Here is a 25314-nt window from a genome sequence, read left to right on the forward strand (position 1 = left end):
TACAAGGATCACGTCCGTTCCTACCCAACGAGGAGTGATCCCATGAACTGGCTCGACACCGAACACCGCTACGGCCTCGTCTCCCGCGCACTGCACTGGTCCATGGCAGTGCTAGTTCTGGTCATGCTGGCCAGCGACCTCTGGATGGAGGCTCTTGAACACCTCGGCAAAGCCAGCCTGATGGACCTGCACAAGAGCATCGGCATGCTGCTGCTGGCCCTATTGGCGTTCCGGCTGGTCTGGCGTTGGTACAACCGCGGCCGCCCACTGCCACCGGCCCACTGGCGCCTCGCCGCCCATCTCGGCCACCTGGCTCTCTACGCCCTGCTGCTGTTCATTCCGGTCAGTGGAGTGCTCGCCGCCTGGGGAAGCGGCCATGGCATCGACGTCTTCGGGCTATCACTCGTTCCTGCCGGCCCCGAGATCGAATGGCTCGAGGAGGCTTTCGAGGAAACCCACGAAGTCCTCGCCAACCTGCTGTGGCTGGCAATCGGCGGGCATGTACTCGCCGCCTTCGCTCATCAGTTCCTGCTGGCGGACAGAACGCTGAAGCGTATGGCATGAGCGAGTCCTGGCGCCGGCTGGGTCGTACAGCACCCGGCGGTGGACAGGCGCCAGGACAATATCGTCAGGACAGTGCACGACATAAGGATGCCTTAAGTCAGCTCGGCGACAGTGCAGCCTCCGTCCACACAGGGGGCTCGCATGTTTCCATTCACTTACCTGCGCCGGCATACTGCCATGCGCCGCTTGGGGCGGCGCCTCGAAAGAGCTTTCAAGACCTGGATCTACCGAGCGTTGCCGAAGCGCTCCCGGCCACCCCGGCCGGCAAGCCCCGATACTCTGGCGGGTGTAAGGCACGTTCTGCTGGTACGCCCCAATTTCCGTATCGGCAATGCCGTCATCGGGGCCCGATTGATCCAAGCGTTCGCCGAGGGTCGGCCGGAGATCGAGATAGACTATCTTGGAACCGACACCACTCGTGAGCTATTCGACGGCATGCCACTGGCCCGCTATCACGCCTTGAGTCGAAGCATGCTGGTTCGTCCTTGGAAACTGGTGCAGCTGCTGATTCGGCTCAGGCGGCGGAAATACGACCTGGCTGTCCAGATCGGCGAGGGTTCACTGACGAGTTGGCTGCTCATCCAGCTGTGCGGCGCACGGCAGAGCCTGGGGCAGCGCGGCCGCCTGGCAGCGAGCCATGACTGGGTCAGCGATGCGTCACCACCGCATGCCCACGAACTGGCCAGCTCGCTGGCAGCCAGCCTGGGGCTGGCGTGTGCCTCTCGTCCCTGGTTGGTGGTGTCCGAGCGGGAACGTCGTTGCGCTGCCGCCAGGCTGGCCGGCTTTTCGGGGCAGCAAGCTCCCATCGGCATCTTCGTCGGTGGCCATCTCGACAAGCGCCTGCCGCTCGAGTTCTGGCTGGAACTGTTGCGAGGTCTCGAGCAGCGCCGACAGCCCCATCTCGTGCTGCTGGGTCCGGAAGAGGCGGCCCTGCACACGCCACTGAAGAGTGCCTGCGGCGAATTCGGTCGCGTACTGCCTCGGATGCCGCTGCGAGACTTTCTGGCTGTGTTGGCCAACCTGAGCCGCCTGATCACTCCGGATACTGGCCCCATGCACATGGCCGCCGCCTTGGAGATCCCTATCTTGGCCTTGCTCCAGGTTAAGGGGTCTCGCAAATTCGCCCCGCAAGGGCCCAACGATCTGGTACTTTTTCGGCCTACCCCAGCCGAGGTCATCGAGCAGGCCAGCACCGTACCGAGCCCAGGCCTACCGCTTTCGGTGCGTGACCACGGCAGCCGCCTCACGCCAAGCCTGACAAGAGTCGAGTCGGCCCATCCGACAGGAGGTAACGACACCCCCCATGCGTATTCTGCTGGTTGAAGATGATCCGAGCCTGGCCTCGGGCATCCGCCTGGCCCTCAAGCCCGAGCACTACACCGTGGACCACTTGGCTGACGGCGACACGGCATTGGCCGCCTTGCAGGGGGACGAGCCTTTCGACGCGGTCGTCCTCGACCTGGGCTTGCCGGGGCTGGACGGCATGCAGGTGCTGGAAGCGATCCGCCAGCGTGGAAATCGTGTGCCCGTGCTGGTGCTCACTGCCCGCGACGCCGTCGACGACCGCATCGCCGGTCTGGATGTCGGCGCCGACGACTACATGGTCAAACCCTTCGAAGTCGCCGAGCTCAAGGCCCGTCTACGCGCTCTGCTGCGGCGTAGCCAGGGACAAGTCAGCAGCGTGCTGGCATGCCGCGGCATTCGCCTGGATCCCGCTACCCACGACGTGCATTATCTCGACGAGCCCGTCGAGCTGTCGCGGCGAGAGTTCACCCTGCTGCAAGAGTTCATGAGCCATCCGGGGCGGGTCTTGACCCGCGACACCCTGGTCCGACTGGTCTACGGCTGGGACGAGGACGTGGCGAGCAACGCCATCGAGGTCCACGTCCATCACCTGCGGCGCAAGCTATTCCCCGAGCTCATCCGCACCCTGCGGGGCATCGGCTACGTGATGGACAAGGAACCGCGAGGCGTGTCGTCATGAGCTCCATCCGCCGCCGTACGCTGGGATGGGTGATCCTGGCCTTCACCGTCAGCATGCTGGCCATCGGCCTGGTCAGCTATCGCTATGCTGCCCATGAGATAGAGGAGCTCTACGACGCCAACCTGGCCCAGAGCGCACGCCTGCTGGAGGGCCTGGTACAGGCGCCGCTACCGGACGATCAGCGCAAAGCTTTACTGGCCAGCTTGGAGAGCGCCTTGCTGCGCGCCGAGCAGTCGGACAAACGTTTCGCCGGCCACCGCTACGAGAGCAAGCTGGCCTTCCAGCTGTGGGAGGAAGGGCGCCTGGTGCTGCGCTCGGCCAGCGCCCCGCCGGAGCCCTTTACTGACCGTCCCCCGGGTTACGTCGACAGCAGAGTGGCGGATCGCGACTGGCGGGTCTACGTGCTCGATGTCGCCGACTCGTCGCGCCGGGTCATGGTGGCCGAGCGCAGCGACGTGCGCGGTGAGCTGACCCGCGCCATGGCCCTGCGCACCCTGCTGCCTGACCTGATCGGTCTGCCACTGCTGGTGATGGTGCTGTGGTGGGCAACCGGCTGGGGCCTTCGCCCGCTGTCGCGTCTTGCAGAGGCAATCCGCCACCGCACCCCGCACAACCTGCAGCCGCTGGAAGTACACCCTCTGCCCCTCGAACTGGCCATCATCGTCGACGCGCTGAACCGCCTTCTGGAACGCATCCGTGGGCTGCGAGTGCGCGAGAAGCGCTTCATTGCCGACGCTGCCCATGAGCTGCGTACGCCTTTGACGTTACTCGATCTGCACGCTCAGAACGCCCTGTCCGCCGAAACCCCCAATGACCGCCGCGAGGCGCTGGAGGAACTGCGCTCGGGCGTGGCCCGCACCATCCGGCTGGTCTCCCAGTTGCTGACCCTGGCTCGCCTGGACCCCGAAGAGGAAGAAGGCCCGACCGAGCTCCCCGAAACCAGCCTGCTGATCGAAGTCCGCGAAGCGCTGGTCGAGCTTTCACCACTGGCCATCGAACGCCATCAGACACTGGAATTGAAGGCCGATGAAGCAAGCGACTGGCACCTCGAGGCCGAGCCAGGCGCCATCGGCACCCTGATACAGAACCTGGTCGGCAATGCCCTTCGCTACACCCCGGACGGCGGCGCCGTGATGGTCACCCTGAAGGCCGACGACATCCGCCTGACCCTGTGCGTGGACGACCAGGGCCCCGGCATTCCCGCAGCGGAACGCGAACGCGTCCTGGAACGCTTCCATCGCCTCGGCCCAGGGGCCGGTGCCGGCCTCGGACTCTCCATCGTCGAGCGCCTGATCGACCGCCATGGCGGCCGGCTCACCCTGGACGAAGCACCCGGCGGCGGCTTACGTGTCGAGGCGACATTGCCCCGCAGCCGGGCGAATCCCGCTTCGTTCTCCACGCGATGATCCCACGAACAGTGCCAGATCTTCTGGCGGCCCCAAGGGACGGAGTCAGAACTCAGGCCGCTGCTTGTACGGCTCGATGAGCAGGGTGTGGATACGGTTGTCGGCGAGCAAGGCGTCTTGGCGCTGATGCCAAGCGGCAATGTCACCAAGCGGTCATCCCCACTTAAGCAAGCCTTAAGAGAATGCCGCCAGCATCACAGGTAGTGGCAATACTGCCGTCGACCGGTACAAGGAGCCCCCCCTGTGAACATGGCAACGATCGACACCTTCGACTCGGCTTCATCCTCCAGGAGGCCCCTGGGCTGGGTCGCCCTGCTGATCTCGACCGGCGTGCTGTTGCTGGCCGTGGGCGTGCTGGGGGCTGGCTGGGAGCCAATAGAACTACCGCTTGGACTGGTCAGCCTCGGAGCCGCGGCGGTCGCGCTGTTGCACCATGGATGCTGGTGGGATGAGGAGAGGCTGGAGGAGGCCAACAGCCTGATACTGGCCAGCCTGATCACCCTGGCAGGCTTTCATTTCATGGCCTGAGACGGCCTTAGCAGCCGTATCGAGCCTGATGGGAATTCTTCATCATGAAACGGGCCCGACACGAGTCTATCGCACCGGGCCCGCCGCGTGGATGAAGGAATCGACGGGACCGCGCCCCAGCGAAAGGGGGTCAGTCGACCTCCACCTCGATGACGGCGCGCTCACCCTGGCGACTCTTCACCTCGATCTCGCGGCCGTCAGCATCGTAGCCCTCGATCTCGATGCGCCCGTCGCGGTCGACCTGGAGCTCCGCGAACTCGGCCATGCCCTCGGCCACGGCACTCTCCATGGCCAGGCGTACGTCCGCTTCACTCATACCCCAGGCACCGCCCTCGCGGCGCTTGCGCTCTTCCTCGAGGCTCTCGCCGCTCGCCAGCGAGAGGCGCACTTCCGCCTGCCACTCGTCGTCGAGCCAGCCTTCGACCTCCACGCTCTCGTCCCGCTTGACCTCGATCTCCTGGTAGTGGGTGAAGCCGAAAGCCGCGGCCTGTTCCAGCACGCCGTCCAACCGCTCCACCAGCAGGCGTCGGTCATCGTCAGCATGAGCCGCGCCGGCGGCAAGCAGCAGGGTGGCCAGGGAAGTGGTCAGAATCGTCTTGCGTGTCATGGGTACTACCTCCGTTCTTTTGGTGCCCCGTTGATGGGTGCCGCTCCGTTGTATCACCGGCCACCTTGCCCTGAGCTGACGGCGCCGTTCATGCTGTATTCATGTTCGAACTGGCATCCTACCCACCATGAACTCTCGATATGCCCGCTTATTTCGCCCGCTCACTCTGCCGCTGACCTTGCTGGCCGCAGCACTGGCGTTGGCCCTGCCTACGCTTGCCGACGAACACTGGCATGACCTCCACGAAGAGGTACGTCAAGGACGCCTGGTTGCCCTGCCCGACATTCTCGACTGGCTGGAAACGCATTACCGCGGGCAGGTGCTGGAAGTGGAGCTCGAACGAGACGATGGCGAGTTGCGCTACGAGGTGGAAATGCTCGGCCCTCAGGGGCAGGTCGTTGAGTTCGAGTTCGACGCCGAGAGCGGCGAGCTCATCGGCATGGAGGGCGTCAACATCAACGCCATGCAGCGCGAAGGGGGCGACGAATGAAGATGCTGCTGGTGGAAGACGATGCGGCTCTCGCCGAGGCCCTGGGCACGGCCCTCGGCGAAGCCGGCATGCTGGTCGAGCAGGCGGGCACAGGCGGCGAGGCGGACTTTCTGGTGCGCACCGAACGCTACGACGCGGTGATCCTCGACCTGGGCCTGCCCGACGGCGACGGCAACCGCTGGCTCGCCGAATGGCGCGAGGACGCCATCGAGCTGCCGGTGCTGGTGCTCACTGCCCGAACCCGCTGGAACGACAAGGCCGCCGGCTTCTCGGCAGGCGCCGACGACTACGTTACCAAGCCCTTCGAGACGGCCGAAGTACTGTTCCGCCTGCATGCACTCGTTCGTCGCAGCCACGGTCATGCCCACCCCGTGCTACGCATCGGCGAGCTGGCCTTCGACACCCATACCGGCAGCGTGACGCTGGCCGGACGCCCGGTCAGCCTGACCGCCCAGGAGTCACGGCTGCTCGCCTACCTCGCCCATGCCGCACCGCGGGTGGTCAGTCGCAGCGAACTCGCCGAGCACGTCTACGACCGTGACCACGAGCCCGACTCCAACGTCATCGACGTGCAGATCAGCCGCCTGCGCCGCAAGCTCGGCACGACGCGGATCGAAACGCTGCGCGGCCTGGGTTACCGGCTGGTCGACGCGACCTCATGAGCCATCGCCGTCTATCCCTGGCCACAGCGCCGATCGCCATCCGTCTGCTGGCGGCGGCCCTGTTGATCACGCTCGTCACTCTCCCCCTGGCCGGTGCCGGGCTGGCGCATCACTTTTCCACGTCAGCCACTGCAGCCTTCGACGAGCGCCTTGAATCACTGCTCAACGTCGTGATTGCCGGCCTTCGCTACGACGAGACCACGCAACGTCTGGAACACGACACGGCGCTTGGCGACTCGCGTTTCGAGCAAGTGTTTTCAGGCTGGTACTGGCAGATCAGCGACGGCAACGATAACCATCTCACGTCGCGCTCGCTCTGGGACCAGCGTCTACCCACCCGCACTCACGACGACATCGCCTTCCGCAACCTGACCGGCCCCCGCGGGATTCCACTGCGTATCATCGAGCGCGACATCCAGTTGGCACCGCTCGAGACACCCCTGCACATCAGCGTGGCCGTCTCCCGTGAGGAATTGGATGCCACTCTGGACGGGTTCATGACACGCCTGGTGGTGTCCCTCGTCGGCGTGGGAGCGTTGCTGCTCGTGACTCTGGCCCTGCAAGTGCACTGGGGGCTGGCGCCACTGCGCCGCTTGCAGAGCGACCTCGAGGCCGTAGAAACCGGTACCCGCGAAACGCTCGACACTGACCTGCCGGACGAGCTAGCGCGCCTGGCCGGCGCCATCAACGGCGTGTTGAAGCGCGACCGTCGACTGATGGAGCGCGCCCGCCACGCCGCCGGCAATCTGGCCCATGCTCTGAAAACGCCGGTAAGCGTACTCAACACCCTCGCCGAAGGATTCGAAGCCTCTTCCCGGTACCGCGTGAAAGCCGAACTCTCGCGCATCGACGAGGCGGTTCGCCACCATCTGGCCCGTGCCTCTGCAGCAGGCGCCAGCGGCCTGAATCGCCGCATTGCCGTCGCCGACACACTCGCCCCGGTACTCGAGGGGCTCGGCCGGCTGGCGACACGTCGCAACATCGTCCTCGACACCGCACTGCCCAGCACCCTGAGCGTGCCCATGGACCCCCAGGATCTGCAGGAACTGGCCGGCAACCTGCTGGAGAATGCCCTGCGCTGGGCCCGCCGTCGCGTCTCGCTGAGCGGCGGCAGCGATGCTGACGGAGTGTGGCTAATGATCGAGGACGACGGCCCTGGCATGAGTGCCAGCGAGCGCCAACAGGCCCTGGCACGCGGTGCCCGTCTCGACGAACGGCACCCCGGGAGCGGCCTTGGCCTGGCCATCGTCAACGAATTGGCGAATCTCTACGGCGGCCGCCTGCGCCTCGACGTCTCGCCGCTCGGCGGTCTGGCCGCCCATGTCTGGCTGCCGACGCGACCGGAGGCCACGTTGAGCTGATGACCCCCTACATCACTGGCACGCCGGTCACCCAGACATGAAGATGGAAGGCGAAGAGGTAATAGGCGAGCACGCCAACGATCAGCGTAGCGATGGTCGCAGCCATCCGCGGAGCGGGCCGCTCTGGGCGGCCACGACGCCGCGCAGCGCGGAAATCGAAGACTGCCCACAGCAGGAAGGCACCGAAGAAGACGATGTCGCCCAGCCGGCCATTGGCCAGCAGGTGGGCGAAGGCCCAGACCTTCACGGCCAGGATCATGGGATGGCCAAGCCTGACCTTGAGCGCATTGCCGGGCAAGTAGGCAGCCACCAGCAGGATGAAAGCCGGGATCATCAGCAGGGCCACGAGATGGCGCAGCGCCACCGGCGGCTGCCACACCCAAACGGGGTCGAGACGCATCTGGCCGTAGCCCCAGATGGCGATGGCCAGCCCCACGATCGACACCAGCGAATAGAGCCCCTTCCAGGGCAGTTCGCCCAGTCGTGCGATTTGTGCGCTACGCCAATCGTCGGCCACGATGCGTACCGAATGCGCCCCCAAGAAGATCACCAACCCCAGAATCATCACCAGCATGGACAACGCCTCCATCGGACAGTCGAGAACGAAACGCTGCCAGCCTAGTCCGTTGATCGACGTGCCGCCAGCCCGGATAGCCAGCCACTGACTTCGAGGAGCCTGATGACTTCGACCCCACCGCCCCTACCCGACGTGCTCTGCGGCCCCCTCCTTCGGCGTCTGGCTCCAGATCGCCTGACGCTGTGGCTGGTGGGTTCGAGATCGCTGGAGCTCACTCTCATGGTACGTCCGGAAGGAGCGCCGCCGCGCCGCCTGGCGCTGGGCGAAGAGCGCCTGCAGTGCCTACCGGTGGGCCGCCACGCCTGGCTGCACCTGATCGATGTCAGCCTTGCCACGCCCCTGCCCACCGGCGTGCCCATCGCCTACGACCTCAAGATCAACGATGCCCCGGGCGAACCCGGCATCGCCGACTGGGCACCGCACTTGCTACACGAAGGCGCGGCACATCCCGACTTCGTGCTTGCCGCACGCCATCACCGCCTGCTCCACGGCTCCTGCCGCAAACCTCACCACGACGGGCCGGACGGCCTGGTACGCGCCGACGCCTGGCTGGCCGAACGCCACGACAAACCGGCGGAGCGACCCGCCTGGCTGCTGATGACCGGTGACCAAGTCTACGCCGACGACGTGGCGGGGCCGATGCTCACCGCCATCCACGCCCTGATTCACCGGCTGGAGCTGTTCGACGAAAGCCTGGAAGGCGCCACGGTCGCCGACAGTCAGGCCCTCTACGTCGCCGAAGCCACCTACTATCGCCGCGAGGCGCTCCTACCCGATATCGAAAGCAGCGCCGCCCTGCGCGAGCGTTTCTTCGGCGGCGTGCGTAAGCCGGTATTCACCTCGGCCAACGCGCACAACCACCTGATGACCTTCGCCGAGGTCATCGCCATGTACCTGCTGGTTTGGTCGCCCACGCCCTGGCAGCTCATCGCGCCTGTCACGCCCAAGCTGGACGACACTCGGGCAGCCCTGTTTGGCAATGAAGAAGCGATCATCGAGCGCTTCGTCGCGGGTTTGCCGGCCGCTGCCCGCCTGCTCGCTCACCTGCCGACGCTGATGATATTCGACGACCACGACGTCACCGATGACTGGAACCTCACCGCCGACTGGGAGCAAGCCGCCTACGGCCACCCCTTCTCACGACGCATCATCGGCAATGCCTTGCTGGCCTATCTGCTGTGTCAGGGATGGGGCAACGAACCACGGCGGCTGCATACGCTGCTGGCGGATGCCCGACGTTTGCTCGACACCGCCGCCGACAATGACGGTTGGCTGCCATCCGAAGACCAGGACGCCGTCATACGCAGGCTGCTGCGCTTCCAGGGGTGGGAAGTCGAGGTGCCGGGAGACCCGCCGCTGCTCATCCTCGACACGCGTACCCGCCGCTGGCGCAGCGAGCGCAACCCCAAGCGTCCTTCCGGGTTGATGGACTGGGAGGCACTGAGCGATTTCCAGCAGGCGCTGCTCGATATGCCATCGGTGATCATCGTCTCACCGGCCCCGATGTTCGGCGTCAAGCTGATCGAAGGTATCCAGAAACTCTTCACCGTGGCCGGCAAGCCGCTACTGGTGGATGCCGAAAACTGGATGGCCCATCGCGGCGCGGCCAACGTGATGCTCAACATCCTTCGCCACTCGCGCACGCCGGGCAATTACGTCATCCTCTCCGGCGACGTTCACTACTCATTCGCTTACGATATCCGGGTGCGGCAGCGCCGTGCGGGCCCACGGCTTTGGCAGATCACCTCCAGCGGGATCAAGAACGCCTTTCCCGATACCCTGCTGGACTGGTTCGATCGCGCCAACCGCTGGCTCTACTCGCCACGCTCGCCGCTCAATTGGTTCACCAAGCGACGGCGCATGTCGATCCGACCGCGGGATCCGGACCGCGCCAAGGCCGGCGAGCGGCTGTGGAACGGCAGCGGCATCGGGCTGGTGGATTTCGACGAACAGGGCCGCCCCCACGCGATTCTCCAGCTCGACGCCCGTGGCTTCGACGTGCGCTTCCCGCCCAGCCGTCAGAATGAAGCCTGACGCCGCCACAGTCGCAGACCGCCGGCCAGTACCAGCCAGGTCATGGCCGCAGCCACGGTATCGTCGAGCACGATGCCGGCCCCGCCCGGCACTGCCTCTGTCAGGTTGACCGGCGGCGGCTTGGCGCCATCGAAGGCGCGGTAGACGACGAAGGCACCGGCCATGGCCCACGGATGACGTGCCGCCCCCTGGCCGAGTACGGCCACTGGAAAGGCAACGATCTCGTCGAGAACGATACGCCCATCGTCCTTGCCGCCCAGCCGCTGCTCCGCCAGGTGGCAAACCGGCACCGCCACCACCAGCAGGATGCCGACGATCGCCAACTGCCGGCGGCACGAGCGCCCCAGCAGCCACCAGGCCAGCGGCACGCCGAGCAGGGAACCGACGGTGCCGGCCGCCCAGGGCGAGTCCCCCAGGCCCAAACCACTGGCCAGCCACAATAGCGGGTCGCCCATCAGCCGGCCTCGACGGCCTGGCGCTCAAGCTCGGCGGTCACGCGTTCGGGCAGCGCCAGGGCCTGGCCCAGTTGGTCGAGCCAGGCACGCTCCATGGGATTCTGATCGTCGATCACCGCCACGCTGACCAGGTAGATTTCGCGGGCTGCCTGCGAGGAATCGGCCTGGCGCGCCAGCGCCTGGGCATCGAGAGGAGCCTGCATCTGCTGCGCCACCCAGTCGTGGAGTTGCTGATCGGCGCCCAGGGCATCGATCTGTTGGGTGATCAGCTCGCGCTCCTGAGCGTCGATGTGGCCGTCGGCGCGGGCCGCCATGATCATCGCCTGCAACAGCTCGAGGCTGCGCCGCTCGCGGGCCTCGCCTCCCAGCTGCTCCACCGGCTCGCCCTCCTGGGCCTGGCTGCCGCCGCCGGCGTTGCCCTGGTAGTTCTGCCAGGCCTTCCAGGCCAGCACGCCCACCCCGGCAATGGCACCGTACTTGAGCGCCTTGCCACCCAGTTTGCGCCCGCGCTTGGAACCCACCAGCAAGCCCAGGGCGCCACCGCCGAGCAGGCTTTTCACATCCACGCCCGACCCGCTCCGGCCGGCCGAATCTCCGCTGCCGGAACCACCGCCCAGCTGACGGGATAGCCCATCGAGCATGCCTTTCACGTCCACGCCGCCGGCGCCCCCTTTGCCTTTGCCACCGGCCTGCTGCATCAACTGATCGAGAATCCTGCTGGCGTTCATGGCACCTCCTTAGCGAGAAAAGACACTGTCGACGTCAAGATACCCCCACCCTGCCGCAGCGTCGACGGCAAGAAAACGGGCGGCTCATGCGAGCCGCCCGTCGGGGTGTCGCCGTCACTGTGTCGGTCAGGCTGCTTCGCGCTGTTCGAACCAGTCCTGGGTTCCGCCTTCGTAGTCGTAGACCTGCGTGAAACCGGCGTCTTCCAGCTTCCTGGCCGCCTTGGGGGAAGCGTCGCAATCGAAGTTGGCGCAGTAGACGACGACCTTGCGCTCCTTGCTGCCGACGACCTCTTCGACCTTCTCGACGAAGTTGTCGTCTTTCGCAGGAAGGTTGATCGACGTGCGAATGTGCTGCTTGTTGAACGCCTCGCGTGGCAACACGTTGATGAGCACGAAATCCTCATGCTCGGTTTCGTTCATGATCTTGAGGTCATCGCGAGTGATCGCTTTCATGAACACCTCCTGTACCAACACGAAGATACTCATCGTGCTGGCTTACTGCCTCGAAATATAGACAAAGCATTAATTTCCAATGCCTTTTCTTGCCTCTCATCATGTGTGACCGGCAACCTGCCACCAAGTTCCAGCCCTATGCGCACGCGTGCCGGGTGCATTCGTGGGGGCGGGCCTGGCAAGATCGCAGTCCCAACACTCGTAAAACGATTCCCCGACGATGACGCTCGATACCACCCGCGACACCCGACACCGCAATCCCTTCGCCGACCACGACGCCATCTGGCTGTTCGGCTATGGCTCGCTGATCTGGAAAGCCGATTTCCCCTATCGGGAGCGACGCCCGGCCCATATCCACGGCTGGGTGCGCCGCTTCTGGCAGGGCTCGCACGACCACCGCGGCACACCGGAGTCGCCGGGCCGGGTAGTGACCCTGGTGCGCCAGCCGGGTGAGCGTTGCCACGGCATGGCCTATCGCATCTCGCCGGAGGTGCTTGCCCCCCTCGACGTCCGCGAGAAGAACGGTTACCTGCGCGAGGTCGTCCGGCTGCACTTCGACGACGCCGAAAACGACAGCGCCGAGGGGCTCGTCTACCTGGCCGGACCCGACAACGCCGCCTTCCTCGGTGAAGCGCCGCTCGACGCCATCGCCGCGCAGATCGCCGCGTCCCACGGGCCCAGCGGCGCCAATCGCGACTACCTGCTCAATCTCGCCATTGCCCTGAACGATCTCGGCGTGGAGGACGACCACGTCTTCGCCCTGGCCACCCGACTCGACGCGGAGGCGCGCTGATGGGCGGGCTCGAGCTATGGCAGTACCTGCTGATCGGACTGGTCTTCGTGTGGAGCGGGTTCGTGCGCACCAGCCTCGGCTTCGGCGGCGCGGTGCTGTCGCTGCCCTTTCTGCTGCTGGTGCATGACCGGCCGCTGGTGTTCCTGCCGCTCATCGCCGTGCATCTATTGATCTTCTCCAGTTGGATCGCCTGGCGCGGCCACCGCCAACTGGTGGAAGACAACGGTGGCCAGGCTCCTACGGAAAGCAATATCGACTGGCGCTATCTGCTCAAGGCGATGAAGGTGATGATCGTGCCCAAGCTGATCGGCGTGGTCGGGCTGCTGACGCTGCCCAGCCACGTGATGACCAGCATCATCTTCGCCATCGTGATCGTCTACGCCATCGGCTACGTGCTCGACAAACCGTTTCGCAGCAACAACCGCTACGTGGACGCCGTCCTGCTGGCGCTCGGCGGCTACGTGAGCGGTACCTCGCTGATCGGCGCACCGCTGATCGTCGCCGTGTTCGCCACCCACGTGGCCGCCCACCAGCTGCGCGACACGCTGTTCGTGCTGTGGTTCATCCTGGTGCTGATCAAGATGGTGTCGTTCCTGATCGCCGGCGTCGACCTGCAGCTCGTTCACCACCTGTGGCTGCTGCCGTGCGCCCTGGCGGGCCACCTGCTCGGCGAACGGGCCCACCGCTACATGATCGCCAGCCGTACGAACCTCTACTTCCGGGTGCTCGGCGGCGTGCTGATCCTGGTGAGTATGGTAGGGCTGCTCAGCCCGGCCGGCTGAACAGAACCCGGGCTCACACCTCGATCACCCGGTCGGCGACGAACAGCGGCGGTTCGAACTCGTCCGGGTAACCGCCGGGATTGGCCAGTACCCGGGTGCCGGCGACGTCGCGGTCCACCGGCTCGTGCACGTGACCATGGATCCACAGGTCCATCCGCCCCATGAGCTCGGGCAGGTGCGAGGCAAAGGCCGGCGACAACGAATCGCCCCGGTAGCGCGGCGGAATGCACAGCGCCAGGGGCGCATGATGGCTGATGACCACTCGGGGCCCCGCGAACGGCTCGGCCAGCTCGGCTTCGAGCCAGGCCCTGGCCTCGGCATGCAGGCGCCGGCTTTCCGCCGGGCTGAACACCTCGCCTTCGGGCTGCTCGACGATCTGGAAATCGGGCATCAGCCAGCGCGCCTGCGCCTCGGTGGCCAGCGGGTCATGATCGGGCTCGTCGGCGTAGAGGGCGAAGTCGGTCCACAGCGTGGTGCCATGAAAGCGCACGCCATTCAGCGTCAGCGAGCGGTTGTCGAGCAGATGAATGCCCAAGCGCTGCGCCATCTCGGCCATTTCGCGACGCATCGCCGGCATCGAGGCGCCGTAGAACTCGTGATTGCCCGGCACGTACAGGATCGGCATCCCTCCGAAGCGCTCGACCGCCCACGCAAACCCCTCGGCATGGCGATGGATGTCGCCCGCCAGAATCACGGCATCCGCGGCCACCTCGGGTAGCTCGCGCCCTTCCTCGAAGTATTCGAGATGCAGATCCGACAAGACCCAGAGTCTCACGACGAAGCTCCTTTTCCACTCACGGTATCAGGCTCAGCATGCCGGCTTCCGGTTCCGTCCGGAAGGGCGCGGCGACGATGTTTCATCCATGACAGCCCGTCGCGGCGATGTCGGCCGTACCCGCCGGTTCCGATTGTCGCCAGGACGAGGGCGGGAGCGTCACCTAATCAAAGTTGCATGCAATTTTAGACCAAAGTCGACTAATAATCGGCACATTCCCGCGTCTATAGTCCAAATTGCATGCAATTCTAGAGGAAACGATGAATCGCCCCACCTTCGCCGAGACGCCTCGCGTCGCAAGAACCGCCACCGCCGAGGTCCACAACGTGATCAAGCAGCGGATTCTCGACGGCCACTACCGAGCGCACGAATACGTTCGCGAGGCCAGCGTGGCCCGCGAGCTCGACGTGAGTCGCACTCCTGTGCGCGAAGCGCTGCGCGAGCTGGTCTCCGAGGGCTGGCTGGAGGCGATCCCGCACCACGGCGCACGGGTGGTGGCCTGGACGGAGAAGGACGCCCGCGAGGTCTTCGAGCTGCGCCTGGTGCTCGAGCCCATGGCCGTGAAACTGGCCAGCGAGCGCATGGACAACGCACGCCTGGCGCATCTCGAAGCCTTGGCCGGCCGCATGGAAGCGCTCGTCGAACGCATCGAGCGCGAGCCCGGCGTGCGCAACGAAATCGCCTTCCTCAATCACGACTTCCACCGCGAACTGATCACAGCCAGCGACAACCAGCGCCTGGTCGCCGTGCTCGATAGCGTGGTGCGCACCTCGGTGATCCGCCGCAACTTCGGCAACTACGACCTCACCAACCTGCGCCGCAGCATGCGCCATCACCGCGAGATGCTCGAGGCGATCGCCGCGGGCAGCCCCGAATGGGCCGCGAACGTGATGCGCGCCCACCTGCTGGCCGCCCAGGCCCTGCACGTCCGTTTTCCCGATTCCCCCGACGGCCCGGGGGCGTCTTCCGAATAATTCCAGACCGAATCCAAAAGAGGCAGCACAACAACAATGACTCCGTACGACAGCACATCCCCGACACCCCTCGACGACATTCGGGTCCTCGAGCTCGGCCAGTTGATCGCCGGCCCCTACTGCGGCCAAGTGCTGGCCGACTTCGGCGCCCAGGTGATCAAGGTCGAACCGCCCGGCAAGGGCGACGCCATGCGCCAATGGGGCGAGGCGGATCCCGACAGCGGCGAGCCGCTGTGGTGGAACGTCATCGGCCGCAACAAGCAGTCCATCACACTCGACCTGCGCCAGCCGCGCGGCCAGGAGCTGCTTTGCGAGCTGGCCAGCCAGGCCGACGTGGTGATCGAGAACTTCCGCCCCGGCACCCTGGAGCGCTGGGGGCTGGACTACGACAGGCTGTCGCGTCACAACCCCGGTCTGGTGATGGTACGCGTCACCGGCTTCGGCCAGGACGGCCCCTACGCCTCGCGCGCCGGCTTCGCCTCGGTGTGCGAGGCCATGGGCGGGCTACGCTACCTGAGCGGCTATCCGGACCGCCCACCGGTGCGGGTGGGCATCTCCATCGGCGATACCCTGGCCGGCCTGCATGCCGCCCTCGGCACCATGATGGCGCTGCATCAGCGCGACCGCAGCGGTCGCGGCCAGGTGGTCGACAGCACGATCTTCGAGTCGGTGCTGGCGATGATGGAAAACCTGATTCCCGAATATGCGCGGGCCGGCAAGATCCGCGAGCGCAGCGGCAGCTTTCTGCCCAAGATCGCCCCCTCCAACGCCTATCCGGCCCGCGACGGCCGTGACGTGATCATCGGTGCCAACCAGGACACCGTATTCCGGCGCCTGTGCGAAGCGATGGGTCAGCCGCGCCTGGCCGACCACCCCGACTATGCCACCCACCGCGCCCGCGGCGAGAACCAGCAGGCCATCGACGATCTGGTCGCCGCCTGGACGCGCCAGCACGACGCTCAGCACGTCGTCGACATCCTCGCCGAGGCCGGGGTGCCCGCGGGGCTGGTCTACCGCGCCCCCGACATGCTCGACGACCCGCACTTCCAGGCTCGCGAATCGATCGTCGCGGTGCCCGACCATGAGGGGCGGCCGCTGCCCATGCAGAACGTCTTCCCGCGGCTTTCCGACACGCCCGGGCGGGTGCGCCACGTGGGTCCGCGGCTGGGCGAGCACACCGAAAGCGTGCTCACCGGCTGGGTCGGCCTCAACGACGATGCCATCGACGCCCTGCGCGCCGACGGCGTGATCTGAGGAGGCTGCCATGGATCCCGTCATCGTTTTGATCATGCTGATCGCTTTGATCGCCATCGGCTTCCCGATCTTCCTGGCGCTGGGACTTTCCGGCCTGCTCGGCCTGTACATGGCCCGCGGCTCGCTGGCCTTTTTCTTCGCGCCCTCCTCGCTGTTCGGTCAGCTCAACGCCTTCGAGCTGATCGCCCTGCCGCTGTTCATCCTGATGGGCAACTTCCTGGGCGCCACGCCGGTGGGCTCGAGCCTGTTCACCGCCGCGGTTCGCTGGCTCAACTGGCTGCGCGGCAGTCTGGCGATCTCCTCGGTGGGCGCCTCGGCGATGTTCGGCGCCGTCTCGGGCGTGAGCCTGGCCGGCGTCGCCGCCGTGGGCTCCATCGCCGTGCCGCAGATGCTCCAGCGTGGCTACAGCCGCTCGCTGGCCGCCGGTGCCGTGGTCAGCGCCGGTGCGCTGGCCATGCTGATCCCGCCCAGCGTGCCCTTCATCATCTATGGCGCGGTCTCAAGCGTCTCGGTGGCCGATCTGTTCATCGGCGGCATCGTGCCCGGCATCGTGCTGGCCCTGGCACTGTCGCTGTTCATCTATGTTCGCGTGAGCCTGAACCCGGCCGAGGCGCCAGCCAGCGAGGAGCGCTTCACCTGGAAGCAGCGCTGGGCGAGCCTGGCCAACATCTGGCATGCCGCCCTGCTGGTCGTGGCCGTGCTGGGCTCGATCTATTCGGGCCTGGCCACGCCCAGCGAAGCCGCCGGCATCGGCGCCGCCGGTGCCCTGCTGATCGCCACCCTGGTGTTTCGCAGTCTCAGCTGGCGCAAGTTCCTCGAGATACTCGCCACCACGGCGCGCATCAGCGGCGCCATTCTGCTGATCATCGGCTGCGCCAAGATCTTCGGCGACTACCTCAACATGGTGCGCGTGCCGCAGCTGCTCACCGAGGCGCTGACCGCCACCGGCCTGCCCGCCTGGGCGATTCTGCTGGCGGTGATGCTGCTGCTGATCCTGCTCGGCATGATCGTCGATGCGGTGTCGCTGATCGTGGTGACCACTCCCGTGCTGCTGCCGCTGATCGAGGCCCTGGGCTACGACCCGCTGTGGTTCGGCATCGTCATGGTGCTCAACCTGGAGATCGCCGTGGTCACCCCACCGGTGGGGCTCAACCTCTATGCACTGCGCGGCGTGTGCCCCGAGCTTTCGGTGGAAGAGATCATCAAGAGCGCGCTGCCCTTCGTGGCCGTGCAGTTCCTCGTGCTGATGCTGTTCGTGTTCATGCCCAGCCTCAGCCTGTGGTTGCCGGGGCAGATGTGACCCCGGTATTGCAACGTCGATGACGTGATTCGTCACAACAACAAACGGAGATTCACCATGACCCTCTCACGCCGCCAAGTTCTCAAGTACGGCACCTTCGCCACCGCCGGCGCCACCCTGTTCGGCACCCAGAGCCTGCTGATGCCACACGCCCGCGCCGCCACCACCATGACCGGCGTCACCTACCTGCCGCCCTCCTACAAGGCGCTCACCTACGGCTCCAGCCGCTTCGTCGAGATGCTCCAGGAGAACGGCGGCGACGTGCTGTCAGTGGACTTCCACGACTCCGGCCAGTTGCTCAAGGCCGACGAGCAGCTGCCGGCACTGCGCGCGCGCAGCATCGACTTCATGTTCCACACCTTCTCCTACATCACCCGCTCGGTGCCCATCCTCGGGGTCACCGGCCTGCCCGGCGTAGTGGGCGAGCTCTACCGCCACCCCGAGCGGCTGCGTCAGGGCAGCCCGCTGATGGAGCTGATCAACGAGGTGCTGGCCGAGGAGAACCTCTACCTGCTCACCTCCGGCGGTGGCATTCTCGAGCCGGAGTACATCTGGAGCACCGAGGAGAGCCCCATCCGCAGCCTCGACGAGGTGCGCGGCAAGAAGATTCGCATCGTCAGCTACGAAGCCACCCAGGCCATGGAAGCCTACGACGTGGGCGCCACGCGCATTCCCTCCTCGGAGACCTACATGGCGCTGCAGCGCGGCACCGTGGATGCCGGGGTCTTCAACATCTCCACGATCATCGGCCGCAGCCTGCAGGAGCAGCTGAAGTACTGCTACAAGCTGCCTCTGACCGGCTTCTCGGTGGCGCCCTTCATGCTGCGCGACACCTGGGACAACCTCGACGACGACGTCCGTGGCGTGCTGCAGCAGGCCGCCGACTGGTACGACGAGAACTTCATCAGCCACTGCAACAACGACATCTACCCCAACGAGTACTGGCCGCAGGTGGAAGAGGAAGGCGTCGAGATCATCGAACCCACCGAGGAGGATGTCGAGACCTTCAACGCCGGCGTTCAGGACATCTGGAACGAATGGCTCGGCGAAGTCGGCGAAGAGGTCGGCAATCGCGCCATCGACCTGGCCCTGGGCAAGGCATGAGGAGAGCGACATGACGGCAACTGCCATGCGCAGCTGGGACGGCCTGCTGGCCGTCCTGCGCTGGACGTCGATGGCGGTGCTGGCGTTCATGATGGCGTCGATCTGCTACGACGCCATCATGCGCTACGCCTTCTCGGCCCCGACCAGCTGGAGCCTGGAGATCAACTCCTTCCTGCTGGTCTACCTGGCCGTGATCGGCGCCGCCGAAGCCCAGCGCCACGACGCTCATATCCGCATCACCTACTTCAAGGACCGGCTCCCGCCGCGCGTGCGCGCCGGCATCGATCTCGCCACCGGTGTGCTCGGCGTGGTGTTCTGCACCATCCTGGTGTGGCGGGGCGGCATCATGGCCCTGCAAGCGTTCGAATATGGCGAGCGCGTATCGAGCTCGCTGGGCACGCCCATGGTCTACCCCTATGCGCTGCTGCCGATCGGCTTCGCCGCGCTCGGCCTGCAGTTCCTGATCGACGCCCTGGCGGCCGTCCCGAGACTGGCAGGCACCACCGATGAGGAGATGAACCGATGACCCTGCTGACGCCACCCGAACGGGTGGCCATCGTGGAGGTCGCCCCTCGCGACGGCTTCCAGTCCATCCGCGACCCGCTGCCCACCGCCGACAAACGACGCTGCATCGAGGCGCTGCTCGATGCCGGCGTGACGCGCCTGGAGATCGGCTCCTTCGTCAGCCCCAAGGCGATTCCGCAGATGGCCGACACCGGCGATCTGGTGGCGGCCTTCGCCGACCGCCCCGGGGTACGCCTCTCGGCGCTGGTACCCAACCTCAAGGGCGCCGAACTGGCACTCGCCCACGGCATCCGCGAGGTGGTCTACGTGGTCTCGGTGTCGGAATCACACAACCGCAGCAACGTGCGGCGCAGCCCTGACGAATCGCTAGAGGATCTGGGCCGGGTGATCGACCGCCTGCGCCAGACCGACGGCACCCGGTTGCGCCTCGACCTGGGTACCAGCTTCGACTGCCCCTTCGAGGGCACCGTCGCCTGGCAGTCGGTCGACCGCGTGCTCGGCAAGGCGCTCGAACTGGCCGGCGATCTGCCGCTGGAAGTGGCCCTGTGCGACACCACCGGGCGGGCCAGCCCCTACCAGGTGGCCGACCACTTCACCCGACTGCGCGAGCGCCACGTCCGCTCGGGGCTCGACTGGGCCTTCCACGGCCACGACACCTTCGGCATGGGCGTGGCCAACGCGCTGTTCGCCATCCACCACGGCGCCACGGCGGTGGACAGCGCCTGCGCGGGCCTGGGTGGCTGCCCCTTCGCGCCCGGCGCCACCGGCAACACCGCCACCGAGGACCTCATCTATGCCCTGCACGGCGGCGGGGTGGAAACCGGCATCGACCTGCCGACACTGCTCGAAGCCGCCGACCGGATCGCCGCCCTTCCCGGCGGCCAGACCGCCAGCCACCTGCGCCAGGTGCCCCGCGACCGAGTGAGCTGAGCCGGTGCCACTGATCGTTCTGCTGGCCACCACCCTGGTGCTGGCCTTCTCCTCGCTGGTGGCGCTGTTCCCGGCGGCCATCGCTCCGGCTCTCGCCGCGGCGCTGGGTGTCTCCTCGGCCACGGTGGGCCTGCAGGTCAGTCTGATCTTCGCCGGCGCCATGCTCTCCGCACTGGTGGGTGGGCCGCTCACCCGACGGCTCGGGCCGTGCCGTACCAGCCAACTCTCCCTCGCCCTGCTGGGCGGCGGCGCCGCGCTGCTGACCATCCCCTCGCTGCCGCTCTTCGCGCTGGCCTCGCTGATCGCCGGGCTCGGCTACGGCATGACCAACCCCGCCGCTTCGGTGCTGCTGGTGCGCTTCACGCCCGCCGAGCGGCGCGGGTTGATCTTCTCGCTCAAGCAGGCCGGCGTACCGCTAGGCGGAGTGATCGCCGGCGCCAGCGCCCCGGCCCTTGCCCTGGCAGTGGGCTGGCAGGCCGGGCTGCTCACGCTCACCGCGCTGGCGGCACTCGGCATCGCCACCCTGCAACGCGCCCGCCCCGGCTGGGACGACCGGCGCGACCCGCGCACGCCCTGGCTGGCCACGCCCTTCACCGGGCTGGCCGTAGTGTGGCGCCAGGGTTCGCTGCGCAACGTGGCGCTGCTCAGCCTGTGCTTCTCGGCGATCCAGCTCTCGGTTTCGGCCTTCACCGTGGCCCTGCTGGTGGAGGATCTGTCCTTCGGCCTGGTGGAGGCGGGGCTGGTGATGTCCGCCGTGCAGGTCAGCGGGGTGGTGGGGCGCATCGGTTGGGGCTGGGTAGGCGATCGACTCGGCGACCGCCTCACGGCGCTCGCCATCATCGCCTTCACCACCTCGGCCGGCGCTTTGCTGGTGGCCTTCATGACGCCGGCCTGGCCCGATCTTCTCGTCGCCACCCTGCTGTGCCTTCTGAGCCTCTCTTCGCTGGGCTGGAACGGCGTCTTCATGGCCGAGATCACCCAGCTCGCCCCGTCGGGCCGCATCGCCGACGCCGCCGGCGGCTGCCTGGTGTTCACCTACGGTGGCGTACTGCTTGGCCTGCCCGCGATCACCGCGCTGCACGGCCTCGTCGGCCGCTACACCATACTCTTCGCACTGCTTGCCGGGGTCTCGCTGATCGGGCTGTGGCTGATTCACCAGACGCGCAATGCCCTAGCGGAGGAAACGACGGACCGGCCACTCAGCCCGGGTTCCAGAGATCGATGAGTACCACGCCGAGCCCCGCTCAGTCCTTCGCCGCGGAGGCACTCACTTTTCACCACACCCTTGACGCGCCTCCGTTCCTTTAATAGAACGTTCGTTAAAAGGAACACTTCGAGGCACCCCATGGATACGCTCTCGCTCGGCACCCTCGGCCAGCACCTGCAGGCCCTGCGGCTCGAACGCGGCTGGTCGCTCTCGCAGCTGGCCGCCGCCGCCGGCATCGCCAAGTCGAACCTGTCGCGGCTGGAACAGGGCAACGGCAACCCCACCCTGGATACCATCTGGCGGCTGGCGGTGCAGCTGGGCGTGCCCTTCGGCACCCTGGTAGCGCCGATCAGCGTGCCGCTGGGCGAGCACGGCGTGGAAGTTCGGCTGATCGACCAGGGCAAGGAATCTCCCCAGGTCGACGCCTACTGGATGCGCTGCGCGCCCCACACCCTGCGCCACGCCGAACCGCATACCCCCGGCGCCCGCGAGTCGCTCACCCTGATCAGCGGGCGCCTGGAGGCCGGCCCCGAGGGCGACCTGCACGAACTGCGGCCCGGCGACAGCCTGACCTTCGCCGCCGACCGCCCGCACCGCTATCGCACCGATGACGCCTGGGCCACCCTGCTGCTCACCATCGTCTACACCGACGAAGGAGACGCACCATGAGCCAACAAGCGACTCGTTCTCTGCCCCGCCCCTGGCTTGCCGGGCTGCGCGAGGCCATTCCGCTGTTGGGCGGCTACGTGCCGGTGGCCATCTCCTTCGGGCTGATCGCCGTCCAGGCCGGCTTCAGCACCTGGGAAGCGCTGGCCATCTCGACGCTCGTCTATGCCGGGGCCTCGCAGTTCCTGTTCGTGGGCATGATCGCCGCAGGGTCGCCGCTATGGCTGGTGGTCGTCATGACCCTGCTGATCAACGTGCGCCACGTAGTCTACGCCCCCAACATCGCCCCCTGGCTGAGCGCGAGCCGCGCCTGGCCCTGGCTGATGCACGGGCTGACCGATCAGGTCTTCGCCCTGGCCCATACCCGCCTGCCGCAGTTGCCGGCGTCGCAGCGCCTCGGCTGGTTCACCGGCGCCGCACTACTCGCCTGGTTCAGCTGGATCGGGGGCACTGCGCTGGGCGCCGTGGCCGGCGAGGAGCTGACCCGACGCTGGCCGCTGCTCGGCGAGATCATGCCCTTCGCCCTGCCGGCCCTGTTCCTGGTACTGCTGGCCCCGCGCTTCACCGATCGGCGCTGGTCGGTGGCGCTGGGCAGCAGCATCGCCATTGCCCTGCTGCTCACCGTGAACGGCCTGAGCAACGCCGCCATTCCCCTTGGCGCCGCCTGCGGGGCGCTGTGCTTCTACCTGGTGAAGCTCGACTCGACAACGCGAGGACGCTGACATGAGTACCGCTCTCTGGCTCGCCGTGCTCGCCTCGGCGCTAGGTACCCTGCTGATGCGAATGCTGCCGCTGCTGTGGATGCAGCGCCGCCTGGGCAGATCCGACAGCGACGACGGCCTCGATGCCATGCCCCAGTGGCTCGGCATCCTCGGCCCGCTGATGATCGCCGCCGTGCTGGGCACCTCCCTGGTGCCGACCACCGTCGATGCCACCTCCTGGCTCGCCACGGCCATTGGCGTGCTCGCCACCCTGGCCGTGTGGTGGCGGTTACGCTCGCTCGGCTGGCCGATCGCCGCCGGCGTGGCGGCCTATGGGGCGGTGGTGACGGTTCTCGGTTAAGCCATAAACACGCAATTGGACGGTCTCTCACCCAGCAAATGGACGATTCATAAACCAGCAATTGGACGCTATAATAACCAACAATTGGACGATGCCGGAGACGAGACATGGCCACGCCCTATCTGCCACGCCTGATTCGCGACCGCGTGGTGGAGTCGCTCGCCGATACCCCGGTGGTCTGCCTGCTGGGCCCCCGACAAGTCGGCAAGACGACCCTCGCCCAGCGCATCGAGCCCGGGCGCACCTACCTGAACCTGGATGACCCTACCCTGCTGGAGGCCGCCCGGCAGGACCCCCTCGGGTTCATCGAGAGCCTGCCGGAGCGCGTCATCCTGGATGAGGTCCAGCGGGCACCCGAGCTGCTGCTGGCCATCAAGTCGGTGGTGGATCGAGACCGCTCGCCGGGTCGCTTCCTCCTCACTGGCTCCGCCAACCTCCTGCTGCTGCCCAAGGCGCAGGACTCCCTGGCCGGCCGCATGGAGGTCATCTATCTGCACCCGCTTGCCGAGCAGGAGAAACACATCAGTCAGTCCACCCTGCTGGCCAGCCTCCTGGAGGGGCGACTCACACCCAGGATGGTGGCCGACACCGCTCCGCTTCCCCCCACGCCGGAGATCATCTGCCAGGGCGGCTACCCAGAACCCAACAGCCGCCCTCCCCACCGGGCACGACAGTGGTACCGCCAGTATCTCAACGCCATCATCCAGCGTGACGTGCGGGACATCGCCGCCATCCAGGACGAGGACGGCATGCAGCGCCTGATGGAGCTGCTGGCCTATCGAACAGCCAGCCTGCTCAACGTCAGCACGCTGGGCAAGGAGCTGGGGATGGAGCGCGGCACAGTGGTCAAGTACCTCGGCATCCTGGAGCGGCTGTTTCTGGTGCGGCAGCTGCCCGCCTGGCATCGCAATCAGGCAAAACGGCTGATCAAGAGCGCCAAGGTGCACCTCGTCGACACCGGACTTGCCGCCGCCCTGGCTCGGCTGGCACCAGACCAGTGGTTGACCCAGGCCGAGCGCTTCGGCGCCCTGCTGGAGAGCCACGTAGTCGAGCAGCTGATGGCCCAGGCCTCCTGGGTCGATCCGGAGCTGCGCTTCTCCCACTATCGGGACAAGGATCAGGTGGAGGTCGATCTCGTCATCGAACGGGGCCAGGATCTGTGGGGAGTGGAGATCAAGCGTGCCGCGAGCGTGCAAGCCAAGGACGCCGCCGGTCTCGCTCGCCTCGCTGACCAGGCCGGCAAGCATTTCCAGGGTGGCATGCTGATCTACACCGGCCGCCACTGCCTGAAGCTGAAGGTACCGGGCTGCTACGCCGTGCCCATCGGCATGCTGTGGGGGGAAGAACCCGGAGAGCCCATTTCCAGCGAGGCTGCGTTGCAGGCGCTAACCGGCCAGGAGCAGTAAGCTTGCTCAGCAGCAGTGGACAGAAGGAGACAATACCGCAAGATGGTGGGCCCAGCTGGACTCGAACCAGCGACCAAGGGATTATGAGTTCGCTTTTAAAACAATAAGTTACTGACACGCAAGGAAAAGCAACCGTAATCGAGCGAAAGGTACAGTTCTTTGGAATCAGTAGGTTAGCGAAAGTTGAGGATAGCACAGGAAGCTGGTGTGTGTACCGCTGGTGTACGTAACCGGTCCACCAACCCCATCTTCTGCCGCTGAATAGTGTCCGTCAGACTGGTGTCATCCGATAGCAAGGAGGACACCATGACCGATCTGACCTCGACGCAGGCTTATTGGTTGGGCCACCTGTTTCATGCGTCATCCCGACAATTGGCGCTGAGCGAGTATGCCGAGGAGCAAGGGCTGGAGCTGGCAGCGCTGCTGGCCTGGGAGCAACGCCTGATGGTGCAGAGCGTGCCGGTGCCGCCGCGTTATCGGCCGGCACGCTTCATTGCCGTGGAGGTGGCGTCATGATCCGGCCGGCAACCGGGCTGCGGGTCTATCTGTGCCGCGAGCCGGTCGACATGCGCAAGCAGATCGACGGGCTGGCCTTGCTGGTTCAAGAGGCCATGGAGCTCAACCCCTTCGAGGAGGCCGTGTTCGTGTTCGGCAACCGCCAGCGCGACAAGGTGAAGCTGCTGTTCT

The 25314-nt window shown here is 66.4% G+C and carries 30 protein-coding genes; 24 read left to right on the plus strand and 6 right to left on the minus strand.

Annotated elements, in window-relative coordinates:
- Nucleotides 1–42 precede the first annotated feature (42 nt).
- The 5 genes from GFD32_RS09175 (at nt 43) to GFD32_RS09195 (ending at nt 4482) form a co-directional block, all read left to right on the plus strand.
- On the plus strand, nt 43–564 hold the full coding sequence (locus GFD32_RS09175) for a cytochrome b (protein WP_163576256.1): 522 nt from the start codon (nt 43–45) through the stop codon (nt 562–564).
- A 141-nt stretch (nt 565–705) separates the two neighbouring features.
- A complete protein-coding gene (locus GFD32_RS09180) occupies nt 706–1887 on the plus strand; it encodes a glycosyltransferase family 9 protein (protein ID WP_163576257.1) in 1182 nt (393 codons plus the stop codon).
- Nucleotides 1868–2548 (plus strand): response regulator transcription factor, encoded by a 681-nt coding sequence (locus GFD32_RS09185; RefSeq protein ID WP_163576258.1) that lies wholly within the window; start codon nt 1868–1870, stop codon nt 2546–2548. Before GFD32_RS09180 ends, GFD32_RS09185 begins: the two co-directional genes overlap by 20 nt.
- Complete coding sequence (locus tag GFD32_RS09190) at nt 2545–3954, plus strand: ATP-binding protein (RefSeq protein ID WP_163576259.1); 1410 nt, start codon at nt 2545–2547, stop codon at nt 3952–3954. Before GFD32_RS09185 ends, GFD32_RS09190 begins: the two co-directional genes overlap by 4 nt.
- A gap of 249 nt (nt 3955–4203) precedes the next feature.
- A complete protein-coding gene (locus tag GFD32_RS09195; RefSeq protein ID WP_163576260.1) occupies nt 4204–4482 on the plus strand; it encodes a hypothetical protein in 279 nt (92 codons plus the stop codon).
- A 130-nt stretch (nt 4483–4612) separates the two neighbouring features.
- Here the strand turns inward: GFD32_RS09195 and GFD32_RS09200 are convergent, their stop codons facing one another.
- Nucleotides 4613–5089: a PepSY domain-containing protein gene (locus GFD32_RS09200; protein ID WP_163576261.1), complete on the minus strand. Its 477-nt coding sequence runs from the start codon at nt 5087–5089 to the stop codon at nt 4613–4615.
- A gap of 127 nt (nt 5090–5216) precedes the next feature.
- Here GFD32_RS09200 and GFD32_RS09205 point away from each other — a divergent pair, with 127 nt between their 5' ends.
- From GFD32_RS09205 to GFD32_RS09215, 3 genes are read left to right on the plus strand one after another with little or no spacing between them, the layout of a single operon-like run.
- Nucleotides 5217–5579 (plus strand): PepSY domain-containing protein, encoded by a 363-nt coding sequence (locus GFD32_RS09205; protein ID WP_163576262.1) that lies wholly within the window; start codon nt 5217–5219, stop codon nt 5577–5579.
- Nucleotides 5576–6241: a response regulator transcription factor gene (locus tag GFD32_RS09210; RefSeq protein WP_163576263.1), complete on the plus strand. Its 666-nt coding sequence runs from the start codon at nt 5576–5578 to the stop codon at nt 6239–6241. Before GFD32_RS09205 ends, GFD32_RS09210 begins: the two co-directional genes overlap by 4 nt.
- Nucleotides 6238–7602: a sensor histidine kinase gene (locus GFD32_RS09215; RefSeq protein WP_163576264.1), complete on the plus strand. Its 1365-nt coding sequence runs from the start codon at nt 6238–6240 to the stop codon at nt 7600–7602. Before GFD32_RS09210 ends, GFD32_RS09215 begins: the two co-directional genes overlap by 4 nt.
- A gap of 7 nt (nt 7603–7609) precedes the next feature.
- On the opposite strand, the gene GFD32_RS09220 is transcribed toward GFD32_RS09215, so the two are convergent.
- Complete coding sequence (locus tag GFD32_RS09220) at nt 7610–8176, minus strand: NnrU family protein (protein WP_163576265.1); 567 nt, start codon at nt 8174–8176, stop codon at nt 7610–7612.
- Between the two features lie 105 nt (nt 8177–8281).
- Here GFD32_RS09220 and GFD32_RS09225 point away from each other — a divergent pair, with 105 nt between their 5' ends.
- Nucleotides 8282–10213 carry an alkaline phosphatase D family protein gene (locus tag GFD32_RS09225; protein WP_163576266.1) on the plus strand — a complete coding sequence of 644 codons (1932 nt, stop codon included), beginning with the start codon at nt 8282–8284 and terminating at the stop codon, nt 10211–10213.
- On the opposite strand, the gene GFD32_RS09230 is transcribed toward GFD32_RS09225, so the two are convergent.
- The 3 genes from GFD32_RS09230 to GFD32_RS09240 all read right to left on the minus strand — a co-directional run bounded on the left by GFD32_RS09230 (nt 10198) and on the right by GFD32_RS09240 (nt 11849).
- The gene (locus GFD32_RS09230; RefSeq protein WP_163576267.1) at nt 10198–10668 is read right to left on the minus strand and encodes a phosphatidylglycerophosphatase A family protein; all 471 of its coding nucleotides are present in this window, start codon (nt 10666–10668) and stop codon (nt 10198–10200) included. The two genes, GFD32_RS09225 and GFD32_RS09230, sit on opposite strands and share 16 nt — an antisense overlap.
- Complete coding sequence (locus GFD32_RS09235; RefSeq protein WP_163576268.1) at nt 10668–11396, minus strand: tellurite resistance TerB family protein; 729 nt, start codon at nt 11394–11396, stop codon at nt 10668–10670. Before GFD32_RS09235 ends, GFD32_RS09230 begins: the two co-directional genes overlap by 1 nt.
- 126 nt (nt 11397–11522) lie before the next feature.
- Nucleotides 11523–11849 (minus strand): rhodanese-like domain-containing protein, encoded by a 327-nt coding sequence (locus GFD32_RS09240; protein ID WP_163576269.1) that lies wholly within the window; start codon nt 11847–11849, stop codon nt 11523–11525.
- Nucleotides 11850–12069: 220 nt separating this feature from the next.
- Here GFD32_RS09240 and GFD32_RS09245 point away from each other — a divergent pair, with 220 nt between their 5' ends.
- Both GFD32_RS09245 and GFD32_RS09250 read left to right on the plus strand, forming a co-directional pair.
- The gene (locus GFD32_RS09245) at nt 12070–12642 is read left to right on the plus strand and encodes a gamma-glutamylcyclotransferase (protein WP_163576270.1); all 573 of its coding nucleotides are present in this window, start codon (nt 12070–12072) and stop codon (nt 12640–12642) included.
- Nucleotides 12642–13424, plus strand: a complete 783-nt coding sequence (locus GFD32_RS09250) for a sulfite exporter TauE/SafE family protein (protein ID WP_163576271.1) — start codon at nt 12642–12644, stop codon at nt 13422–13424. Before GFD32_RS09245 ends, GFD32_RS09250 begins: the two co-directional genes overlap by 1 nt.
- 13 nt (nt 13425–13437) lie before the next feature.
- Here GFD32_RS09250 and GFD32_RS09255 read toward each other — a convergent pair whose 3' ends face one another.
- Entirely contained in the window at nt 13438–14199 is a 762-nt protein-coding gene (locus tag GFD32_RS09255) for a metallophosphoesterase (RefSeq protein ID WP_163576272.1), read from the minus strand.
- Between the two features lie 260 nt (nt 14200–14459).
- Between GFD32_RS09255 and GFD32_RS09260 the strand changes: the two genes are divergently transcribed.
- The 13 genes from GFD32_RS09260 to tnpB all read left to right on the plus strand — a co-directional run.
- Nucleotides 14460–15173 carry a GntR family transcriptional regulator gene (locus GFD32_RS09260; RefSeq protein WP_163576273.1) on the plus strand — a complete coding sequence of 238 codons (714 nt, stop codon included), beginning with the start codon at nt 14460–14462 and terminating at the stop codon, nt 15171–15173.
- A gap of 36 nt (nt 15174–15209) precedes the next feature.
- Nucleotides 15210–16427 (plus strand): CaiB/BaiF CoA transferase family protein, encoded by a 1218-nt coding sequence (locus GFD32_RS09265; protein ID WP_163576274.1) that lies wholly within the window; start codon nt 15210–15212, stop codon nt 16425–16427.
- Nucleotides 16428–16437: 10 nt separating this feature from the next.
- Nucleotides 16438–17727, plus strand: coding sequence for a TRAP transporter large permease (locus GFD32_RS09270; RefSeq protein WP_163576275.1), 1290 nt, complete (start codon nt 16438–16440; stop codon nt 17725–17727).
- 57 nt (nt 17728–17784) lie between these two features.
- Nucleotides 17785–18831 carry a TRAP transporter substrate-binding protein gene (locus GFD32_RS09275; RefSeq protein WP_089688980.1) on the plus strand — a complete coding sequence of 349 codons (1047 nt, stop codon included), beginning with the start codon at nt 17785–17787 and terminating at the stop codon, nt 18829–18831.
- A 10-nt stretch (nt 18832–18841) separates the two neighbouring features.
- Nucleotides 18842–19357, plus strand: a complete 516-nt coding sequence (locus GFD32_RS09280) for a TRAP transporter small permease (RefSeq protein WP_163576276.1) — start codon at nt 18842–18844, stop codon at nt 19355–19357.
- Nucleotides 19354–20286: a hydroxymethylglutaryl-CoA lyase gene (locus tag GFD32_RS09285; protein ID WP_163576277.1), complete on the plus strand. Its 933-nt coding sequence runs from the start codon at nt 19354–19356 to the stop codon at nt 20284–20286. Before GFD32_RS09280 ends, GFD32_RS09285 begins: the two co-directional genes overlap by 4 nt.
- Nucleotides 20287–20290: 4 nt before the next feature.
- Nucleotides 20291–21511: an MFS transporter gene (locus GFD32_RS09290; RefSeq protein ID WP_163576278.1), complete on the plus strand. Its 1221-nt coding sequence runs from the start codon at nt 20291–20293 to the stop codon at nt 21509–21511.
- A 120-nt stretch (nt 21512–21631) separates the two neighbouring features.
- The gene (locus GFD32_RS09295; RefSeq protein ID WP_163576279.1) at nt 21632–22162 is read left to right on the plus strand and encodes a helix-turn-helix domain-containing protein; all 531 of its coding nucleotides are present in this window, start codon (nt 21632–21634) and stop codon (nt 22160–22162) included.
- On the plus strand, nt 22159–22881 hold the full coding sequence (locus tag GFD32_RS09300) for an AzlC family ABC transporter permease (RefSeq protein WP_163576280.1): 723 nt from the start codon (nt 22159–22161) through the stop codon (nt 22879–22881). Before GFD32_RS09295 ends, GFD32_RS09300 begins: the two co-directional genes overlap by 4 nt.
- 1 nt (nt 22882) lies before the next feature.
- Nucleotides 22883–23221 carry an AzlD domain-containing protein gene (locus GFD32_RS09305; RefSeq protein ID WP_163576281.1) on the plus strand — a complete coding sequence of 113 codons (339 nt, stop codon included), beginning with the start codon at nt 22883–22885 and terminating at the stop codon, nt 23219–23221.
- Nucleotides 23222–23328: 107 nt separating this feature from the next.
- The gene (locus tag GFD32_RS09310) at nt 23329–24627 is read left to right on the plus strand and encodes an ATP-binding protein (protein WP_163576282.1); all 1299 of its coding nucleotides are present in this window, start codon (nt 23329–23331) and stop codon (nt 24625–24627) included.
- A 306-nt stretch (nt 24628–24933) separates the two neighbouring features.
- Nucleotides 24934–25143 carry a hypothetical protein gene (locus tag GFD32_RS09315; RefSeq protein ID WP_163576283.1) on the plus strand — a complete coding sequence of 70 codons (210 nt, stop codon included), beginning with the start codon at nt 24934–24936 and terminating at the stop codon, nt 25141–25143.
- Nucleotides 25140–25314, plus strand: a 175-nt coding sequence (tnpB, locus tag GFD32_RS20125; RefSeq protein WP_163576284.1) for an IS66 family insertion sequence element accessory protein TnpB, incomplete at its 3' end; no start/stop codon positions are given. The genes GFD32_RS09315 and tnpB, both read left to right, overlap by 4 nt.

The sequence above is a fragment of the Halomonas faecis genome, from assembly GCF_010993975.1.
Taxonomy (GTDB): Bacteria; Pseudomonadota; Gammaproteobacteria; order Pseudomonadales; family Halomonadaceae; genus Halomonas; species Halomonas faecis.

What these genes read in the sequence shown, in the direction of transcription:
- GFD32_RS09250 (WP_163576271.1), top strand. Translation starts at nt 12,642, where the DNA reads ATGGGCGGGCTCGAGCTATGGCAGTACCTGCTGATCGGACTGGTCTTC.
- GFD32_RS09310 (WP_163576282.1), top strand. Translation starts at nt 23,329, where the DNA reads ATGGCCACGCCCTATCTGCCACGCCTGATTCGCGACCGCGTGGTGGAG.
- GFD32_RS09230 (WP_163576267.1), bottom strand. Translation starts at nt 10,668, where the DNA reads ATGGGCGACCCGCTATTGTGGCTGGCCAGTGGTTTGGGCCTGGGGGAC.
- GFD32_RS09175 (WP_163576256.1), top strand. Translation starts at nt 43, where the DNA reads ATGAACTGGCTCGACACCGAACACCGCTACGGCCTCGTCTCCCGCGCA.
- GFD32_RS09185 (WP_163576258.1), top strand. Translation starts at nt 1,868, where the DNA reads ATGCGTATTCTGCTGGTTGAAGATGATCCGAGCCTGGCCTCGGGCATC.
- GFD32_RS09275 (WP_089688980.1), top strand. Translation starts at nt 17,785, where the DNA reads ATGACCCTCTCACGCCGCCAAGTTCTCAAGTACGGCACCTTCGCCACC.
- GFD32_RS09295 (WP_163576279.1), top strand. Translation starts at nt 21,632, where the DNA reads ATGGATACGCTCTCGCTCGGCACCCTCGGCCAGCACCTGCAGGCCCTG.
- GFD32_RS09195 (WP_163576260.1), top strand. Translation starts at nt 4,204, where the DNA reads ATGGCAACGATCGACACCTTCGACTCGGCTTCATCCTCCAGGAGGCCC.
- GFD32_RS09300 (WP_163576280.1), top strand. Translation starts at nt 22,159, where the DNA reads ATGAGCCAACAAGCGACTCGTTCTCTGCCCCGCCCCTGGCTTGCCGGG.
- GFD32_RS09215 (WP_163576264.1), top strand. Translation starts at nt 6,238, where the DNA reads ATGAGCCATCGCCGTCTATCCCTGGCCACAGCGCCGATCGCCATCCGT.
- GFD32_RS09260 (WP_163576273.1), top strand. Translation starts at nt 14,460, where the DNA reads ATGAATCGCCCCACCTTCGCCGAGACGCCTCGCGTCGCAAGAACCGCC.
- GFD32_RS09235 (WP_163576268.1), bottom strand. Translation starts at nt 11,396, where the DNA reads ATGAACGCCAGCAGGATTCTCGATCAGTTGATGCAGCAGGCCGGTGGC.
- GFD32_RS09315 (WP_163576283.1), top strand. Translation starts at nt 24,934, where the DNA reads ATGACCGATCTGACCTCGACGCAGGCTTATTGGTTGGGCCACCTGTTT.
- GFD32_RS09240 (WP_163576269.1), bottom strand. Translation starts at nt 11,849, where the DNA reads ATGAAAGCGATCACTCGCGATGACCTCAAGATCATGAACGAAACCGAG.
- GFD32_RS09200 (WP_163576261.1), bottom strand. Translation starts at nt 5,089, where the DNA reads ATGACACGCAAGACGATTCTGACCACTTCCCTGGCCACCCTGCTGCTT.
- GFD32_RS09270 (WP_163576275.1), top strand. Translation starts at nt 16,438, where the DNA reads ATGGATCCCGTCATCGTTTTGATCATGCTGATCGCTTTGATCGCCATC.
- GFD32_RS09265 (WP_163576274.1), top strand. Translation starts at nt 15,210, where the DNA reads ATGACTCCGTACGACAGCACATCCCCGACACCCCTCGACGACATTCGG.
- GFD32_RS09245 (WP_163576270.1), top strand. Translation starts at nt 12,070, where the DNA reads ATGACGCTCGATACCACCCGCGACACCCGACACCGCAATCCCTTCGCC.
- GFD32_RS09210 (WP_163576263.1), top strand. Translation starts at nt 5,576, where the DNA reads ATGAAGATGCTGCTGGTGGAAGACGATGCGGCTCTCGCCGAGGCCCTG.
- GFD32_RS09280 (WP_163576276.1), top strand. Translation starts at nt 18,842, where the DNA reads ATGACGGCAACTGCCATGCGCAGCTGGGACGGCCTGCTGGCCGTCCTG.
- GFD32_RS09205 (WP_163576262.1), top strand. Translation starts at nt 5,217, where the DNA reads ATGAACTCTCGATATGCCCGCTTATTTCGCCCGCTCACTCTGCCGCTG.
- GFD32_RS09220 (WP_163576265.1), bottom strand. Translation starts at nt 8,176, where the DNA reads ATGCTGGTGATGATTCTGGGGTTGGTGATCTTCTTGGGGGCGCATTCG.
- GFD32_RS09225 (WP_163576266.1), top strand. Translation starts at nt 8,282, where the DNA reads ATGACTTCGACCCCACCGCCCCTACCCGACGTGCTCTGCGGCCCCCTC.
- GFD32_RS09180 (WP_163576257.1), top strand. Translation starts at nt 706, where the DNA reads ATGTTTCCATTCACTTACCTGCGCCGGCATACTGCCATGCGCCGCTTG.
- GFD32_RS09285 (WP_163576277.1), top strand. Translation starts at nt 19,354, where the DNA reads ATGACCCTGCTGACGCCACCCGAACGGGTGGCCATCGTGGAGGTCGCC.
- GFD32_RS09305 (WP_163576281.1), top strand. Translation starts at nt 22,883, where the DNA reads ATGAGTACCGCTCTCTGGCTCGCCGTGCTCGCCTCGGCGCTAGGTACC.
- GFD32_RS09190 (WP_163576259.1), top strand. Translation starts at nt 2,545, where the DNA reads ATGAGCTCCATCCGCCGCCGTACGCTGGGATGGGTGATCCTGGCCTTC.